The organism is Pseudomonas sp. Mb7, assembly GCF_054790525.1.
Map to the genome: position 1 here is coordinate 6,351,813 of NZ_CP186501.1, position 16,867 is coordinate 6,368,679.

General features: G+C 60.8%; 17 protein-coding genes. 4 read left to right on the forward strand and 13 right to left on the reverse strand.

Going from position 1 to position 16,867, the window contains the following annotated elements:
• Positions 1-39: 39 nt before the first annotated feature.
• Both ACOYXH_RS28685 and ACOYXH_RS28690 read left to right on the forward strand, forming a co-directional pair.
• The gene (locus ACOYXH_RS28685) at positions 40-345 is read left to right on the forward strand and encodes a PsiF family protein (RefSeq protein ID WP_077570711.1); all 306 of its coding nucleotides are present in this window, start codon (positions 40-42) and stop codon (positions 343-345) included.
• 435 nt (positions 346-780) lie between these two features.
• Positions 781-1,794 (forward strand): AI-2E family transporter, encoded by a 1,014-nt coding sequence (locus ACOYXH_RS28690; RefSeq protein ID WP_093430211.1) that lies wholly within the window; start codon positions 781-783, stop codon positions 1,792-1,794.
• Positions 1,795-1,917: 123 nt separating this feature from the next.
• On the opposite strand, the gene ACOYXH_RS28695 is transcribed toward ACOYXH_RS28690, so the two are convergent.
• Entirely contained in the window at positions 1,918-3,192 is a 1,275-nt protein-coding gene (locus ACOYXH_RS28695) for an Hsp70 family protein (protein ID WP_095047327.1), read from the reverse strand.
• A gap of 291 nt (positions 3,193-3,483) precedes the next feature.
• Here ACOYXH_RS28695 and ACOYXH_RS28700 point away from each other — a divergent pair, with 291 nt between their 5' ends.
• Positions 3,484-4,434, forward strand: coding sequence for a DnaJ C-terminal domain-containing protein (locus ACOYXH_RS28700; protein ID WP_095126127.1), 951 nt, complete (start codon positions 3,484-3,486; stop codon positions 4,432-4,434).
• A 23-nt stretch (positions 4,435-4,457) separates the two neighbouring features.
• A complete protein-coding gene (locus ACOYXH_RS28705; RefSeq protein ID WP_095047329.1) occupies positions 4,458-4,763 on the forward strand; it encodes a chaperone modulator CbpM in 306 nt (101 codons plus the stop codon).
• 123 nt (positions 4,764-4,886) lie between these two features.
• Here ACOYXH_RS28705 and ACOYXH_RS28710 read toward each other — a convergent pair whose 3' ends face one another.
• The 12 genes from ACOYXH_RS28710 to urtA all read right to left on the reverse strand — a co-directional run bounded on the left by ACOYXH_RS28710 (position 4,887) and on the right by urtA (position 16,494).
• The gene (locus ACOYXH_RS28710) at positions 4,887-6,014 is read right to left on the reverse strand and encodes a sensor histidine kinase (protein WP_095047330.1); all 1,128 of its coding nucleotides are present in this window, start codon (positions 6,012-6,014) and stop codon (positions 4,887-4,889) included.
• Between the two features lie 157 nt (positions 6,015-6,171).
• Complete coding sequence (ureC, locus tag ACOYXH_RS28715; protein ID WP_095047331.1) at positions 6,172-7,872, reverse strand: urease subunit alpha; 1,701 nt, start codon at positions 7,870-7,872, stop codon at positions 6,172-6,174.
• A 126-nt stretch (positions 7,873-7,998) separates the two neighbouring features.
• On the reverse strand, positions 7,999-8,307 hold the full coding sequence (locus ACOYXH_RS28720; protein ID WP_095047332.1) for an urease subunit beta: 309 nt from the start codon (positions 8,305-8,307) through the stop codon (positions 7,999-8,001).
• Positions 8,307-8,840, reverse strand: a complete 534-nt coding sequence (locus tag ACOYXH_RS28725) for a GNAT family N-acetyltransferase (protein ID WP_093430218.1) — start codon at positions 8,838-8,840, stop codon at positions 8,307-8,309. The genes ACOYXH_RS28720 and ACOYXH_RS28725 overlap by 1 nt, the downstream gene beginning before the upstream one ends.
• Positions 8,841-8,845: 5 nt before the next feature.
• A complete protein-coding gene (locus ACOYXH_RS28730; protein WP_095047333.1) occupies positions 8,846-9,379 on the reverse strand; it encodes a GNAT family N-acetyltransferase in 534 nt (177 codons plus the stop codon).
• A gap of 9 nt (positions 9,380-9,388) precedes the next feature.
• Positions 9,389-9,691, reverse strand: coding sequence for an urease subunit gamma (ureA, locus tag ACOYXH_RS28735; protein WP_007915951.1), 303 nt, complete (start codon positions 9,689-9,691; stop codon positions 9,389-9,391).
• Positions 9,692-9,915: 224 nt separating this feature from the next.
• A complete protein-coding gene (locus tag ACOYXH_RS28740) occupies positions 9,916-10,755 on the reverse strand; it encodes an urease accessory protein UreD (protein ID WP_095047334.1) in 840 nt (279 codons plus the stop codon).
• Positions 10,756-10,798: 43 nt separating this feature from the next.
• Positions 10,799-11,497 carry an urea ABC transporter ATP-binding subunit UrtE gene (gene urtE / locus ACOYXH_RS28745; RefSeq protein ID WP_095047335.1) on the reverse strand — a complete coding sequence of 233 codons (699 nt, stop codon included), beginning with the start codon at positions 11,495-11,497 and terminating at the stop codon, positions 10,799-10,801.
• A gap of 140 nt (positions 11,498-11,637) precedes the next feature.
• On the reverse strand, positions 11,638-12,507 hold the full coding sequence (gene urtD, locus ACOYXH_RS28750; protein WP_095047336.1) for an urea ABC transporter ATP-binding protein UrtD: 870 nt from the start codon (positions 12,505-12,507) through the stop codon (positions 11,638-11,640).
• The gene (gene urtC, locus ACOYXH_RS28755) at positions 12,504-13,583 is read right to left on the reverse strand and encodes an urea ABC transporter permease subunit UrtC (RefSeq protein ID WP_095047337.1); all 1,080 of its coding nucleotides are present in this window, start codon (positions 13,581-13,583) and stop codon (positions 12,504-12,506) included. Before urtC ends, urtD begins: the two co-directional genes overlap by 4 nt.
• Positions 13,583-15,085 (reverse strand): urea ABC transporter permease subunit UrtB, encoded by a 1,503-nt coding sequence (gene urtB / locus ACOYXH_RS28760; RefSeq protein WP_460410139.1) that lies wholly within the window; start codon positions 15,083-15,085, stop codon positions 13,583-13,585. Before urtB ends, urtC begins: the two co-directional genes overlap by 1 nt.
• Positions 15,086-15,228: 143 nt before the next feature.
• Positions 15,229-16,494, reverse strand: coding sequence for an urea ABC transporter substrate-binding protein (gene urtA / locus ACOYXH_RS28765; protein ID WP_095047339.1), 1,266 nt, complete (start codon positions 16,492-16,494; stop codon positions 15,229-15,231).
• Between the last annotated feature and the right edge of the window lie 373 nt (positions 16,495-16,867).

Here is a 16,867-nt window from a genome sequence, read left to right on the forward strand (position 1 = left end):
AGGCCGTTCCCATCGGTGCGGCGACAAGGAGAAAACTCCATGAAGATGTTGCGTGTCCCTTTGTTGATGATTGGTTTGCTCCTGTGTTCCCAAGGTTTTGCCGCCACGGCGCAACAGAACAAGATGACCACCTGCAATGCCGATGCGACCGCCAAGAGTCTGAAAGGCGATGAGCGCAAAACATTCATGAGCACTTGCCTCAAGGCAGCGCCAGCGGCCAACGATGCCAAGGCCCTGACGCCGCAGCAGCAGAAAATGAAAACCTGCAACGCCGATGCCGCCACCAAAGCCCTGACCGGCGATGCGCGCAAGACGTTCATGAGTGATTGCCTGAAGAAAAAATAACCCGGTTCTGTGGGGGGCCGCCCTCACCCTGACCCTCTCCCAGAGGGAGAGGGGGCTGACCGTGTTGTTTTCAGATATCCATCGACCTGAACTATCTGGCCGATTCTGGATTCAATACAGGACTGGCAGGTCGCCGGATTTCTTCGCCATTCCTCGATCCCTTCCCTCTCCCGGAGGGCGAGGGGACTGACCGCGGTGTTTCAAGACATTCGTCGACCTGAAAAAAACGGGCGATTATGGATTCCATGGCGCTGTCTCAGGTCACTGGATATCCAGAGCATCCCCCAATCGGTTCCCTCTCCTTCTGGGAGAGGGCTAGGGTGAGGGCTGGATCTGAAGCCGGGCACCAAAAGCTGAAGCTCCGCATATTTCTAGTGCTCACCCCGGAACGCTGGCAGACTGCCAATCCTTTTACGCCGTTCGTTTTGAGGCTGTATGCCAACGTTTTCTGAGCGTCATGTAGTGTTCTGGGTCAGTTGCATCATCATTTTCGGCGGTTTGCTGCTGGTGCTGCCGCTGCGCTTGTTGCCGAGCCTGCTGGCCGGGCTGCTGGTATTTGAACTGGTCAACATGCTCACCCCGCAACTGCAACGGCTGATCGAAGGCCGCCGCGCGCGTTGGCTGGCGGTGGCGTTGCTGGGCACGTTGGTGGTGAGTGTGCTGGCGTTGATCTTCGCCGGCGCCATCAGCTTCTTATTGCATGAAGCGGAAAACCCCGGCGCCTCACTGGACAAGTTCATGGGCGTGGTCGACCGCGCGCGGGGGCAATTGCCGCCGTTCATCGACGCCTATCTGCCGGCCAGTGCTGCGGAATTTCGCGTAGCGATTGGCGAGTGGATGGGCAAGCACCTGTCCGACCTGCAACTGGTCGGCAAAGACGCCGCGCACATGTTCGTGACGCTGCTGATCGGCATGGTGCTCGGCGCGATCATTGCCTTGCAGCGCATCCCCGACGTGACCAAACGCAAACCGCTGGCGGCGGCCCTGTTTGATCGCTTGCACTTGCTGGTGCAGGCCTTCCGCAACATCGTCTTCGCGCAAATCAAGATTTCCCTGCTCAACACTTTCTTCACCGGGATCTTCCTCGCGGTGATCCTGCCGATGTTCGGCATCAAGTTGCCGCTGACCAAAACCCTGATCGTGCTGACCTTCCTGCTCGGCCTGCTGCCGGTGATCGGCAACCTGATGTCGAACACGCTGATCACCATCGTCGGCCTGTCGCTATCGATCTGGGTGGCGATTGCCGCGCTGGGCTATCTGATTTTTATCCACAAGCTCGAGTACTTCCTCAACGCGCGGATTGTCGGCGGGCAGATCAGTGCCAAGTCGTGGGAGTTGCTGCTGGCGATGCTGGTGTTCGAGGCCGCGTTCGGCCTGCCGGGGGTGGTGGCGGGGCCGATTTATTATGCGTACCTGAAGAGTGAGTTGAAGCTGGGCGGGATGGTGTAACCACCCGGTGATCGTTCCCACGCTCTGCGTGGGAAAGCATCCCGTGACGCTCCGCGTCACAGCCTCAACAGCGGACGCAGAGCGTCCATGGCGGCATTCCCACGCGGAGCGTGGGAACGATCATCAGGCCATCGAACCGTAGCGTTTCATCGCGTCAATCGCCAAACCGCTACCAATGCTGCCAAAGATATTCCCTTCGACATGCCGCGCATTCGGCAGCATCGCCGAGACGCTATTGCGCAGTGCCGGAATGCCGCTCGAACCACCGGTGAAGAACACCGTGTCGACCTGTTCCACTGCCACACCGGCATCGTTCAACAGTTGCGTAACGCTGCCGCGTACCCGCTCCAGCAAGGCGTCGATCGCCGACTCGAACAGCGCGCGCGTCAGTTCCACGCTCAGCCCGGCCTCGATGCGGTCCAGCGGCACATGGCGGCTGTCGGTATGAGTCAGCTGAATCTTGGTTTCTTCGACTTCCATCGCCAGCCAGTGCCCGGCGCGTTGTTCGATCAGCTTGAACAGGCGATCAATGCCGCCAGTGTCTTCGATGTCGTAACGCATGCTGCCCAGCGCCAGGCTGGATTTCTGCGAGTACACCGAGTTGATGGTGTGCCAGGTCGCCAGGTTCATGTGGTGGCTGGTCGGCATGTAGGCGCCGCTCTTCATGCGGCTGCCGTAGCCGAACAACGGCATCAGGCCTTGCAGGCTCAGCTGTTTGTCGAAGTCGGTCCCGCCGATGTGCACGCCGCCGGTGGCGAGGATGTCATCGTGGCGGTTATCCAGGCCACGACGCTCGGGCGACAGGCGCACCAGCGAGAAGTCGGAGGTACCACCGCCGATGTCGACGATCAGTACCAGCTCTTCTTTCTCGATGGTCGACTCGTAGTCGAAGGCCGCCGCAATCGGTTCGTACTGGAACGAGACCTCTTTGAAGCCGATCTTGCGCGCCACTTCGACCAGGGTGTCTTCGGCTTCCTGGTCAGCCAGCGGATCGTCATCGACGAAGAACACCGGACGGCCAAGTACCACTTGCTCGAATTCCCGACCAGCGGCGGTTTCCGCACGGCTCTTCAACTGGCCGATGAACAGGCCGAGCAAGTCCTTGAACGGCATCGCCGTGCCGAGCACGCTGGTGTCGTGCTTGATCAGCTTGGAACCGAGCAGGCTTTTCAGCGAGCGCATCAGGCGGCCTTCGTAGCCTTCCAGGTACTCGTGCAGGGCCAGACGACCGTAAACCGGGCGGCGTTCCTCGATGTTGAAGAAGACCACCGACGGCAGGGTGATCTTGTCGTCTTCCAGCGCGATCATCGTTTCCATGCCGGGGCGCAGCCAGCCGACGGTGGAGTTGGACGTGCCGAAGTCGATGCCGCAGGCACGGGCTGGAGAGGCGTCTTTCATGTCTTTCGGTTCCGGTCAAAAAACGGCCGCGCAGTGTATGTCAGTGCGCGCCAGATTCGAAGGCCGGTCATCTGCTATTTCACGACTAAACTGCCTTGAAACCTCAAGCTTTGCCCCAAACTTGCTGGCATGGGCCGGCAGAACCACCGGCGGTCGCAAGAACCGCCGTCCACTGCCGATAAACTTCTGCTGCGCCACCCGGTCACAACCTTGAGATCGGTCAACCCGGCACGCGCGAATCGGCGCATGCTGGCATCGGCGCGAAATCGATAACGGACGGTGACTCCTTCGATGGACTTCAAAGACTATTACAAGATACTCGGCGTGGAGCCGACAGCAGACGACAAGGCAATCAAGGCTGCCTATCGCAAGCTGGCGCGCAAATACCACCCCGATGTCAGCAAGGAAAAAGACGCCGAGGCCAAATTCAAAGACGCCTCGGAAGCCTATGAAGCGCTGAAAAGCGCCGACAAACGCGCTGAATACGACGAGCTGCGCCGTTATGGTCAGCACGGTCAACCGTTCCAGGGCCCACCGGGCTGGCAGAGCCGCGGCGGCTTTGGCGGTGGCGGTGGTGACACCGGTGACTTCTCGGACTTCTTCAGTTCGATTTTCGGCAATCGCGGCCCCGGTTTCGGTGGCGGCGAAGGTCGGCAACAACGCAGTGCAGGGCGCCGGGGACAAGACGTGGAAATGGAACTGCCAATCTTCCTCGAAGAAACGCTTTCGAACGAATCGAAGAAGGTCACCTTCCAGGTGCCGCAATACAACGCCAACGGCCAGCACGTCAGCAACACCAGCAAGAGCCTGAACGTGAAGATCCCGGCAGGCGTGACCGACGGCGAGCGCATCCGCCTCAAGGGGCAGGGCGCACCGGGCGTCGGTGGCGGGGCGAATGGCGACCTGTACCTGACCATTCGTTTTGCGCCGCACCCGAAATTCGATGTTGAAGGCGAAAACCTCATCATCACCTTGCCGCTGGCACCGTGGGAATTGGCGCTGGGTGCCGAAGTGGCGGTGCCGACGCTGACCGGCAAGATCAACTTGAAGGTGCCGGCCGGCAGCCAGAACGGCCAACGCATGCGCGCCAAAGGTCATGGCCTGAAAAACAAGGCAGGCGAACGTGGTTACCTGTTCGTCCAGCTCAAGGCCGTGATGCCGAAAGCTGCTGACGACGAGGTCAAGGCGCTGTGGCAGGAACTGGCGAAGAAAGCCGCCTTCAATCCGCGAGAGAACTTCTGAACCCGACGACGGAGTAGCCCATCATGAGCAGCCCCCTGATCGTTCAACTGGACCTGGCAGAATTCTGTGAGGCGGCCGATCTGTCGGACGTCTACGTGTTCGAAATCGTCGAACACGGCATCCTCGAACCTCAGGGCGCGCAGCCCCGGGAATGGCGTTTCACCGACTACGAACTGAGTCTAGCCAAGCGCGCCGCCAAATTGCGGCGCGAGCTGGAGCTGGAGTGGGAGGGCGTCGCGCTGGCACTCGATCTGCTTGAAGAAGTGCAGGAACTGCGGGCCGAGAACCGCATGTTGCGCCAGCGTTTGGCGCGGCTGGTGGTCGAGTAGTCTGCCTGATGTTTATCAGTTGCTTGATCGCGCCTCTTCGCGAGCAAGCCCGCTCCCACATGTGAGCACGGTCTCCTGTGGGAGCGAGCTTGCTCGCGAAGAACGATAACGCGGTGATCCTGCTTAAACCGTTCTGGGCAGCACCACGTTGAACCGCGTCCCGTCAGTCTCGTTCGAGCTGACTTCGATGGTGCCGCCATGGGCACTCACCACTTCCTTGACGATAAACAGGCCCAACCCGAGGCTGGTTGACGGCTGTCCGAGTTCTTCGTCGGCGCTGCGCACCAGCGGGTCGAAAATCGTGCCGAGCGCCTCTTCGGGAATCGGCGTGCCGTAGTTGTGCACCGATAGGCAGACGTTTTCGCCCACGCCATCGATATCGAGAGTGACATCGCGCTTTTTGGCTCCGTGCTGCAAGGCATTGCCAATCAGGTTCTGCAGTAACTGATCGATTCGTCCGGCATCCCAGGTACCGCGCGGGTCGCCGTTAACATTGAGCTTCGGATCGCACTCCGGATTGCCGGCGCACGCCTCGGCAATCGCCGCCCGTGCGGCATCGGCCAGGTCCATCGGCGTCGGTTCGATCGGCAGGCTTCTGCCCAGTCTACTGCGCACCAGTTCCAGCAAGTCGCTGACCATCGCCGCCATGTGCCGCGCGCCACGCTTGATGTGCAGGGCGCAGGCCAGCGCATCGCCCTCGAGGCTGGATTTGCGCAGCAGCAACTCGATGGACATGCTCACCGCTTGCAGCGGCGCACGCAGGTCATGGCCGAGAATGGCGAGGAAGATGTCCCGCGAGCGATTGACCTGTTCGGCGTAGGCCGCAGTCGATTCGGCCAGTGCTTCGTCGATGGCTTCGTTGAAGCGGATCATGTCCTGAAAATAGGCCATGTCCGGGGCTTTGAGGCTGTCGACCCACAGGCGGATCACGCAAGCGCGCAGATGACGGAACTCGGAGGTCATCTGCACCAGGTCAAAACCCACGGTGTGGCGCAACTCGCCATGACTGGCGCCGGCCTCGTCCAGACTCGGGGTCTTTTCCGGTCCTTCGCCCTTGGCTTTGGCGGCCTGTTCGGCAGGGCTCTGCGGCTTGCTCATGTCGCGGGCCGCGGCCCGCAGAATGGCGCTGGCGTGATCGCGCAGAGCCGTGGAATCAAGGTAGTCGGCGGCCGGCGTGATAGTTGCGGCGAACTGTTCCCACTCATCGACGATAGGCTCGATATTCGCCTGGATGAACTCGGATAGACGCATGGGCAGTTCCTGAAAAGAGGTGGAGCGAATCGAATAGTAGTTCCTTTGGCGAGAATTACACGACTGTTTGCGTGGTGGTTTCATACCAGCACGAAAAAGGCCCCGAGACTGTGCGCAAGGCGCGGTCCCGAGGCCTTTCTACAGCGTGGCGGCTGCGTCAGAACAGGAAATACCGCTGGGCCATTGGCAGGGTTTCTGCCGGTTCACACCACAGCAGAACGCCATCCGCCTTGACCTGATAGGTCTGCGGATCGACATCGATATTCGGCAGATAGTCGTTGTGGATCAGGTCGGTTTTCTGCACATCACGGCAGCCTTTGACTACGCCGATTTTCTTCTTCAAACCCAGTGCTTCAGGCAGCCCGGCTTCCTGCGCCGCCTGACTGATAAAGGTCAGGCTGGTGGCATGCAGCGAGCCGCCATAGCTGGCGAACATCGGGCGGTAGTGCACCGGTTGCGGCGTCGGGATCGAGGCGTTGGCATCGCCCATCAGGCTCGCGGCAATCGCGCCGCCCTTGAGGATCAACGTCGGTTTTACGCCGAAGAATGCAGGACGCCACAGCACCAGATCCGCCCACTTGCCGACTTCGATCGAGCCGACTTCATGGCTGATGCCATGGGTGATCGCCGGGTTGATCGTGTACTTGGCGATGTAGCGTTTGGCGCGGAAGTTGTCGTTGCCTGCGCCATCCTGCGGCAGCGGGCCGCGCTGCTTTTTCATCTTGTCGGCGGTCTGCCAGGTGCGCGTGATGACTTCGCCGACACGGCCCATGGCCTGGCTGTCGGAGCTGATCATCGAGAACGCGCCGAGATCGTGAAGGATGTCTTCGGCGGCAATCGTTTCGCGGCGGATCCGGCTTTCGGCGAAGGCAACGTCTTCGGCAATGCTCGGGTCGAGGTGGTGGCAGACCATCAGCATGTCGAGATGTTCATCGATGGTGTTGCGGGTGAACGGCCGGGTCGGGTTGGTCGAGCTCGGCAGCACGTTAGGGAAGCCGCAAGCTTTGATGATGTCCGGTGCGTGACCGCCACCGGCACCTTCGGTGTGATAGGTGTGAATGGTGCGGCCCTTGAACGCGCCGAGGGTGGTTTCGACGAAACCGGACTCGTTGAGGGTGTCGGTGTGGATCGCCACCTGCACGTCGAATTGATCGGCGACGCTCAGGCAGTTGTCGATGCTCGCCGGCGTGGTGCCCCAGTCTTCGTGCAGCTTGAGCCCGATGGCGCCGGCCTTGACCTGCTCGATCAGCGGCTCCGGCAGGCTGGCGTTGCCTTTGCCGGTGAGGCCGATGTTCATCGGGAACGCGTCAGCGGCCTGAAGCATGCGCGCCAAGTGCCACGGGCCGGAGGTGCAAGTGGTGGCGTTGGTGCCAGTGGCTGGGCCGGTGCCGCCGCCGATCATGGTGGTGACGCCGCTCATCAGCGCTTCTTCGATCTGCTGCGGGCAGATGAAATGGATGTGTGTGTCGATGCCACCAGCGGTGAGGATCATGCCTTCGCCGGCGATTACTTCGGTGCCTGCGCCAATGGCGATGGTCACGTTGGGCTGCACGTCGGGGTTGCCGGCCTTGCCGATTGCGGCGATGCGCCCGTCCTTGAGGCCGACGTCGGCTTTGACGATGCCCCAGTGGTCGATGATCAGCGCGTTGGTGATCAGCGTGTCGACCACTTCGGCAGCCAGCAACTGGCTTTGGCCCTGGCCGTCGCGGATGACTTTGCCGCCACCGAATTTCACTTCTTCGCCGTAGGTGGTGAAGTCGTGTTCGACTTCGATCCACAGCTCGGTGTCGGCCAGGCGCACCTTGTCGCCGACGGTGGGGCCGAACATGTCGGCGTAGGCTTGTCTGGAGATTTTCATGTGTCTGCCTTAGTTGATCGTTCCCACGCTCTGCGTGGGAATGCCGCCATGGACGCTCTGCGTCCGCCGTTATGTGACGCGGAGCGTCACGGGATGCATTCCCACGCAGAGCGTGGGAACGATCAGTCAGTCGAGGTTGCCCATGATCCGTCCGGCAAATCCGAACACCCGCCGATGCCCGGCGTAATCGACCAGCTCAACCTCACGGCTCTGCCCCGGCTCAAAGCGCACCGCCGTGCCCGCCGGAATATTCAGGCGCATGCCACGGCTGGCGGCGCGATCGAAGGTCAGCGCGTCGTTGGTTTCAAAAAAGTGATAGTGCGAACCGACCTGAATTGGCCGGTCGCCGCTGTTGGCGACTTTCAGGCTGATAGTGCGGCGGCCGACGTTGAGTTCGATGTCGCCGGGCTGGATCTGGTACTCGCCAGGAATCATCACTGGGCTCCTTGCAGAATCTTGTAATAGAGGGCGGTCGGCCGATAGGTGCCGTTCGGATCGCAAGCGTAATCAGGGATTTCGCCTGCGCGGCTGTAGCCCAACGCCTTGTAGAAATCTTCGGCGGGCGAGCCGGCCTCGGTGTCGAGGTAAAGCATGCCGCGCTTGTGCTTGGGCGCTTCGAGTTCCAGCGCACTCATCAGTTGCTGGCCGAGGCCGCGACGTCGTGCGTGTTCGCGCACCAGCAGTTTCTGCACCTCGGCACGATTGAGGCCGTTGGCCTTCTGGCACAGGCCCAGTTGCACACTGGCCAGTACCTGCTCGTCCTTGACCACCACCCAGAGCAGCACGCTGCCCTTGTTGACGTTGTCCTGCACCTCATCGAAATACGCGCGCGCCTGAGCCGCATCGAGGTCGGCCATGAAACCGACGCTGGCGCCGTAACCCACGGCATCGAGCAGCAGATCAATCAGACCCTGACGGTAATGCGCAAAACTTTCAGCATTGACGCGGCGCAGTTGGGCGGCGTTCATCGGTGTCACTCCTTGTTGGCGTCAGGCGGCTCCGCGCCAGGGTTGAGGGTCAGCTGCATGAAGGTCAGGTCGAGCCAGCGGCCGAATTTGGTGCCGACTTGCGGCATCTGCCCGGTAATTTTGAAACCGGCGCGCTCATGCAAACGAATCGAGGCAGCGTTGCCGCTTTCTATGGCGGCGACCATGACGTGTTTGCCGCAGGTTCTGGCGCGCTCGATCAGCGCTGCCATCAATTGTGGGCCGAGGCCATTGCCGCGCTGGTCGCTGCGCACATAAACCGAGTGCTCGACGGTGTGGCGAAAGCCGTCGAACGGTCGCCAGTCACCGAAGGAAGCGTAGCCGAGCACGCTGTTGTCGGCGTCGACGATCAGCAGAATCGGATAAGCCTGGGCCTGGCGCGCGCTGAACCATGCCTGGCGGTTGCCGAGATCGACGGCTTGTTCATTCCAGATCGCCGTGGTGTTGAGCACGGCGTCGTTGTAGATGTCACGGATCGCCGGCAGGTCGGCGTGCAGCGCATCGCGAATGGTGTAAGTCATGGCGCGGCCTCAGACGATCGGCTGGTGGACGGTGACCAGTTTGGTGCCGTCGGGAAACGTCGCTTCAACCTGGATCTCCGGGATCATTTCCGGGATGCCTTCCATCACTTGTTCGCGGCTGAGCAGGGTGGTGCCGAAGTGCATCAGCTCGGCCACGGTCTGGCCGTCACGCGCGCCTTCGAGCAGCGCGGCGGAGATGTAGGCCATGGCTTCCGGGTAATTGAGTTTCACGCCGCGGGCCAGACGCCGCTCGGCGACGAGGCCGGCGGTGAAGATCAGCAGCTTGTCTTTTTCGCGTGGGGTCAGGTCCATTGTGGGGTTCCATCAGGGCAGATTTGTGAGGTTCTTGCGGGCGCGGGGTGCCCGTTGGAGCAACCCCTCACCCTAGCCCTCTCCCGAGGGAGAGGGGACTGATCTCGGTTGTTTTCAGTGGCCGGTTCAGTCAGCAGTATTCGTTCAGGCAGTTACATTCATTTCAAACGACTCGGTCAGGCTCCCTCTCCCTCCGGGAGAGGGCGGGGGGGGAGGGTCGCTTTTCAGGTGCTCCATATTCTGGGGGATACCGCGTCGCGACCCAGCAGGGCGGGTCTGAGCAAACGCCATAAATCGATGAGCCAGGCGCGGGCGAGCAACGCTTCACTGGCCAGACAACGAGCCACCAAAAGCCCCGGCAACTGCGTCAAATCCCCACGCACTTCGTGGCCCAGCGAGCGGCAGCGCTCAAGCAATTCAGCCTCAATCTCGCCAGTGACCAACAACGTCGCAAACACCGGATTGCCATCCAGCCCGATCGGCGAATCAAGCAAACCATCACCGCCGACAACGCGCTGGCGCTCGTGCCAGAGCAATCGACCATCACGGCGAATATCCAGATGCGCCTGAAAATGCCCACGGTCAAAACGCTCGCCACTGGCGGGGCGACCCAGTGCGACCACGTCCCAGTAGAACAGCCGCGCATCGCCTTCAAGATCAATCGAAGTGCTCAGCTCAGCCTGCGCGGCGCTGTAGACGATGGTTTCCTGCGGCAGCCATTCCAGCGTCCCGCCGGCTGCCACTTTCAAATCCAGTTTTTGATACGCCGGCCCACCCGCGCGATACCACTTCGCCGCGCCGGGGCTGGTGATCTGCGCCCAGGCGTGTTGTTCGACGCGCGCGCTGATGTCCAGTCGGTCGCCGCCGGCAATCCCGCCCGGAGGATGGACGATGATGTGCTGGCAGACCTCGGGGCCTTCTGCGTAAAGGTGCTTTTGCACACGCAGCGGGCCGAGGTGCCGGCGCATGACCGGACGCGTGCAGTCACCGAAACGGGCGTAAGCGAGTTCCAGCTCGGCGTGCCAGCTCGGGGTAAACAGGGCAGGTGAAACAGTCGAATTCATGGTTTGTAATTATCGTTAGGAAGCTACAGATTAGTTCGTTGTACTAGATCGTTACCAGCCCGCGTACACCTTCGGCCTCCATATTTTCGCCGCGACCTTGCTGGACGATCTCGCCCCGGGACATCACCAGGTACTGATCGGCCAGTTCTGCGGCGAAATCGTAGAACTGCTCCACCAGCAAAATCGCCATGTCACCGCGCGCCGCAAGTTTCTTGATGACCGCGCCGATCTCTTTGATCACCGAGGGTTGAATGCCTTCGGTGGGTTCGTCGAGGATCAGTAAACGTGGGCGGCTGGCCAATGCTCGCCCGATCGCCAACTGCTGTTGCTGACCGCCAGAGAGGTCACCGCCGCGACGCTGCTTCATTTGTAGCAGCACCGGGAACAATTCGTAGATGAAACCTGGGACTTCTTTGGCTTCACTGCCGGGAAACCGCGACAGGCCCATCAACAGATTCTCTTCCACGGTCAGGCGTCCGAAGATCTCGCGGCCCTGTGGTACGTAGGCGATGCCGGCGTGGACACGCTGGTGCGGCTTGAACGCGGTGATCGGTTTGCCTTCCCAGTTCACCGCACCTTCCTTGGCCGGCAGCAAGCCCATCAGGCATTTGAGCAGGGTGGTCTTGCCCACGCCGTTACGGCCAAGCAGGCAGGTGACTTCGCCGACCTTCACGTCGAAAGACAGGCCCCGGAGGATGTGGCTACCGCCGTAGTACTGGTGCAGCTTGTCGACTTGCAGCATGTTCAAAATCTCCCTGTTGCACACAGAATCCTGTGGGAGCGAGCCTGCTCGCGAATGCGTTGTGACATTCAGCATGTTCATCGCCTGATGCGCCGCTTTCGCGAGCAGGCTCGCTCCCACAGGTTTTGTATTCGCAATGTTCAGCGGCCGAGGTAGACCTCGATGACGCGCTCGTTTTCCTGCACCTGCTCCAGTGACCCTTCGGCCAGCACGCTGCCCTGATGCAACACGGTGACGTGGTCGGCAATCGAGCCGACAAAGCCCATGTCATGCTCCACCACCATCAGCGAATGCTTTCCCGCCAGCGACTTGAACAGTTCAGCGGTGAACTCGGTTTCTGCATCGGTCATGCCCGCCACCGGCTCATCGAGCAGGAGCAATTGCGGGTCCTGCATCAGCAACATGCCGATCTCGAGAAACTGCTTCTGACCATGAGAGAGCAACCCGGCCTGACGATTGACCGAGGTGGTCAGGCGAATCGTCTCCAGCACTTCGCTGATCCGGTCCTTCTGCTCGCCACTGAGGCGCGCACGCAGACTGGCCCACACCGACTTGTCGGTTTTCTGCGCCAGTTCCAGGTTTTCAAACACGCTCAGCGCTTCGAAAACGGTCGGCTTCTGAAACTTGCGACCGATGCCGGCCTGAGCGATTTGCACTTCGCTCATCTGCGTCAGGTCGAGGGTTTCACCGAACCAGGCCTTGCCGTGACTGGGGCGAGTCTTGCCGGTGATCACGTCCATCAGCGTGGTCTTGCCCGCGCCGTTGGGGCCGATGATGCAGCGCAACTCACCGACGCCGATGTACAAGTTGAGATTGTTCAGTGCGCGAAAGCCATCGAAGCTGACGCTGATGTCTTCCAGAGTGAGGATCGTGCCGTGGCGGGTATCCAGACCCGGGCCGACGCGCTGGCCGAGGCCGATCGAGTCGCGACTGGTGCCCTCGTCCTTGTTCGGTTCGACGGGGAAAAAGGCCGGTTCCAACATGAATTCAGCGCTCGCCGTGACTCTCATTGTTCACCTCGTTTCTTCAGCAGACCGATCACGCCTTTGGGCAAGTACAGCGTCACGACGATGAACAGCGCGCCGAGGAAGAACAGCCAGTATTCCGGGAACGCCACGGTGAACCAACTCTTCATGCCATTGACCACACCGGCGCCGATCAGCGGCCCGATCAGCGTGCCGCGACCACCAAGGGCGACCCATACCGCCGCCTCAATGGAGTTGGTCGGCGACATTTCGCTCGGATTGATGATCCCGACTTGCGGCACATACAACGCCCCGGCCAGGCCACACAACACCGCACTCAACACCCACACGAACAACTTGAAACCGCGCGGGTCGTAGCCGCAGAACATCAAGCGGTTTTCTGCATCGCGCAACGCTGTCAACACCCGGCCGAACTTGCTCTGCGCCAGGCGCCAGCCGATGAACAGACTTGCCACCAGCAGCAACACCGTGGCCAGAAACAGCACCGCGCGGGTGCCCGGTTCGGTGATGCCGAAACCGAGAATCGTGCGGAAATTGGTGAAGCCGTTGTTGCCGCCAAACCCGGTCTCGTTGCGGAAAAACAGGAGCATGCCGGCGAACGTCAGGGCCTGGGTCATGATCGAGAAATACACGCCTTTGATTCGCGAACGGAAGGCGAAGAAACCGAACACCAGCGCCAGCAATCCCGGCGCCAGCACCACCAGACACATCGCCCAGAGGAAACTGCTGGTGCCGGTCCAGTACCACGGTAATTCGCTCCACGACAGGAAGGTCATGAACGCCGGCAAGCCATCACCGGCGGCCTGACGCATCAGGTACATGCCCATCGCATAACCGCCGAGGGCGAAGAACAGACCGTGGCCCAGTGACAGCAATCCGGCATAGCCCCAGACCAGATCCAGCGCTAACGCGACGATGGCGTAGCAGAGGATTTTGCCGACCAGCGTCAGCGTGTATGCCGAGACCGACAGGGCATTTTCCGCCGGCAACAACGACAGCAGCGGCAAGGCAATCAGCAGCGCGAGGATCACCGCGCCGACCGCGATCGTGATTTTCGGTCCGGCCTTTTGTGTGGCCGTGACTAACAGAGGCTGGTTCATCAGTCGATCACCCGTCCTTTCAGTGCGAAGAGGCCTTGCGGACGTTTCTGGATAAACAGAATGATCAGCGCGAGGATCAGGATCTTGCCAAGCACCGCACCGATCTGCGGTTCAAGAATCTTGTTGGCGATGCCCAGGCCGAACGCCGCGAACACGCTACCGGCCAACTGGCCGACGCCGCCGAGCACCACCACCAGGAACGAGTCGATGATGTAGCTCTGGCCGAGGTCCGGGCCGACGTTACCGATCTGGCTCAGCGCCACGCCGCCGAGGCCGGCGATGCCCGAGCCGAGGCCGAAGGCGAGCATATCGACGCGCCCGGTCGGCACGCCGCAGCAGGCGGCCATGTTGCGGTTCTGAGTGACGGCGCGAACGTTGAGGCCGAGGCGGGTCTTGTTCAGCAGCAGCCAAGTCAGCACGACGACGAACAAGGCGAAGGCGATGATGACGATGCGGTTGTATGGCAGAACCAGATTCGGCAAAACCTGAATCCCGCCGGACAGCCATGCCGGGTTGGCGACTTCAACGTTCTGCGCGCCGAACAACAAACGCACAAGCTGAATCAGCATCAGGCTGATGCCCCAGGTGGCGAGCAGGGTTTCCAGTGGCCGGCCGTAGAGGTGGCGAATTACCGTGCGCTCCAGGGCCATGCCGATTGCCGCCGTGACAAAAAACGCCACCGGCAGGGCGATCAGCGGGTAGAACTCGATGGCTTGCGGTGCGTAGCGCTGGAACATCAACTGCACTACGTACGTCGAGTAGGCACCGAGCATCAGCATTTCGCCGTGGGCCATGTTGATCACGCCGAGCAGGCCGAACGTGATCGCCAGACCGAGCGCGGCCAACAACAGGATCGAGCCGAGCGACATGCCGCTGAACGCCTGGCCGAGGATCTCGCCGATCAGCAGTTTGCGTTTGACTTGCGCAAGGCTGGTTTCGGCGGCGGTGCGTACGCCGGCATCGCTCTCGACGCCGGGTTCAAGCAAGCCTTCAAGACGCGTACGCGCCAGTGGGTCGCCGGTTTCGCCGAGCAGGCGTACGGCGGCGAGGCGCACCGCCGGGTCGCTATCGACCAGTTGCAGATTGGCCAGCGCCAGGCTCAGAGCGGCATGGACGCTTTCGTCTTTTTCGCCAGCGAGTTGCTGGTCGAGGAATTTCAGCTGCGCGGGTTTCGCGCTTTTCTGCAATTGCTGCGCGGCAGTCAGACGGATTTTGGCGTCGGCGGCGAGCAATTGGTGGCTGGCCATGGCGGTATCGATCAGACCCCGCAGGCGATTGTTCAGGCGCAGAGTTTTGGGTTGGCCGTCGATGGTCAACTCGCCTTGTTGCAGGGTGTTGATCAGTTCGATACGCGCCGGATCGGGCTGCGCGGCCCAGGTTTCCAACAGTTTGGCTTGTTGCACGGGATTGGCCGCGACGAAGTCTTCGGCATCGCCGGCATGGGCCACCATCGGCAGCAATAGTGCGATGGCTAGAAGCAAGCGGTAGAGGGCAGTGCGCATATGCGTGGCCTTGCGTAGTGATCGTTCCCACGCTCCGCGTGGGAATGCAGCCCGGGACGCTCCGCGTCCCCAAAGCGGACGCAGAGCGTCCGTTGAGGCATTCCCACGCAGAGCGTGGGAACGATCAGGTTGAGCGGGATAACTCAGTTGCTCTTCACCGCATAATCCGGCTTCTTGTCGTTGCCCTGAATGAACGGGCTCCACGGTTGTGCGCGAATCGGCCCTTCGGTCTGCCACACGACGTTGAACTGACCGTCGCTCTGGATCTCGCCGATCATCACCGGCTTGTGCAGGTGGTGGTTGGTCTTGTCCATGGTCAGCGTGTAACCCGACGGCGCGGCAAAGGTCTGGCCGGCGAGGGCTTCGCGGACTTTGTCGACGTCAGTGGATTTGGCTTTCTCGACCGCCTGCGCCCACATGTGGATACCGACGTAAGTGGCTTCCATCGGGTCGTTGGTCACGGCTTTGTCGGCACCCGGCAGGTTGTGTTTCTTCGCGTAAGCCTTCCAGTCATCGACGAACTTCTTGTTCACCGGATTCTCCACGGACTCGAAGTAGTTCCAGGCCGCGAGGTTGCCCACCAGTGGTTTGGTATCGATGCCGCGCAGTTCTTCTTCACCGACCGAGAACGCTACCACCGGCACGTCGGTGGCTTTCAGACCCTGGTTGGCCAGCTCTTTATAGAACGGCACGTTGGAGTCGCCGTTGACCGTCGAGATGACCGCAGTCTTGCCACCGGCGGAGAATTTTTTGATGTTGGCGACGATGGTTTGATAGTCGCTGTGACCGAACGGCGTGTAGACCTCTTCGATGTCCTTGTCGGCCACGCCTTTGGAGTGCAGGAACGAACGCAGGATCTTGTTGGTGGTGCGCGGGTAGACATAGTCGGTGCCGAGCAGGAAGTAGCGCTTGGCGCTGCCGCCTTCTTCACTCATCAGATATTCAACCGCCGGGATCGCTTGCTGGTTCGGCGCAGCGCCGGTGTAGAAGACGTTCGGTGACATTTCTTCGCCTTCGTATTGCACCGGGTAGAACAGCAGACCGTTGAGCTCTTCGAACACCGGCAACACCGATTTACGCGACACCGAAGTCCAGCAGCCGAACACCACGGCGACCTTGTCCTGGGTCAGCAACTGTCGGCCCTTTTCGGCGAACAGCGGCCAGTTGGATGCAGGGTCAACCACCACTGGCTCAAGCATCTTGCCGTTCACACCGCCCTTGGCGTTGATTTCGTCGATGGTCATCAGCGCCATGTCTTTGAGCGACGTTTCGGAGATCGCCATGGTGCCGGACAACGAATGCAGAATCCCGACCTTGATGGTCTCGGCAGCCTGGACAGTCCAGGTCATGCCCATCGCGGCAATGGATGCCGTGAGTGTGAAAGCCTTGATCAAACTGCGACGCTTCATTGTGCGATCTCCATGAACATTTAATTTTTCTGGTTGGCAGATGCGGACGACTGAAGGTGTGTTTTGCAAGGGCTGTGCCCGGTCGGGATCGGGTAGGAAAATGTCGTGTTAGAGCGGTTGTAAGGTGGGGGCGCGCACCAGTAGAGGACATCTGACGGGCGCTGGTGCGTCCGGGCGCGCCAGATTGGGGCGCACTACTGAGCGGGAAGATGAAGATACATAAACGATAAACATGTACCTCGGCTCACGGCGCGTGCAGCAACACACTCATTTGATCGTTATCCCGATTGTTCTTCGCAGGTTTCTATCATGAGTAATAGTTCAGTCCGATCCAGACGTGCCGCAACCGAGTCCCGAAAATCCAGGCTACCTC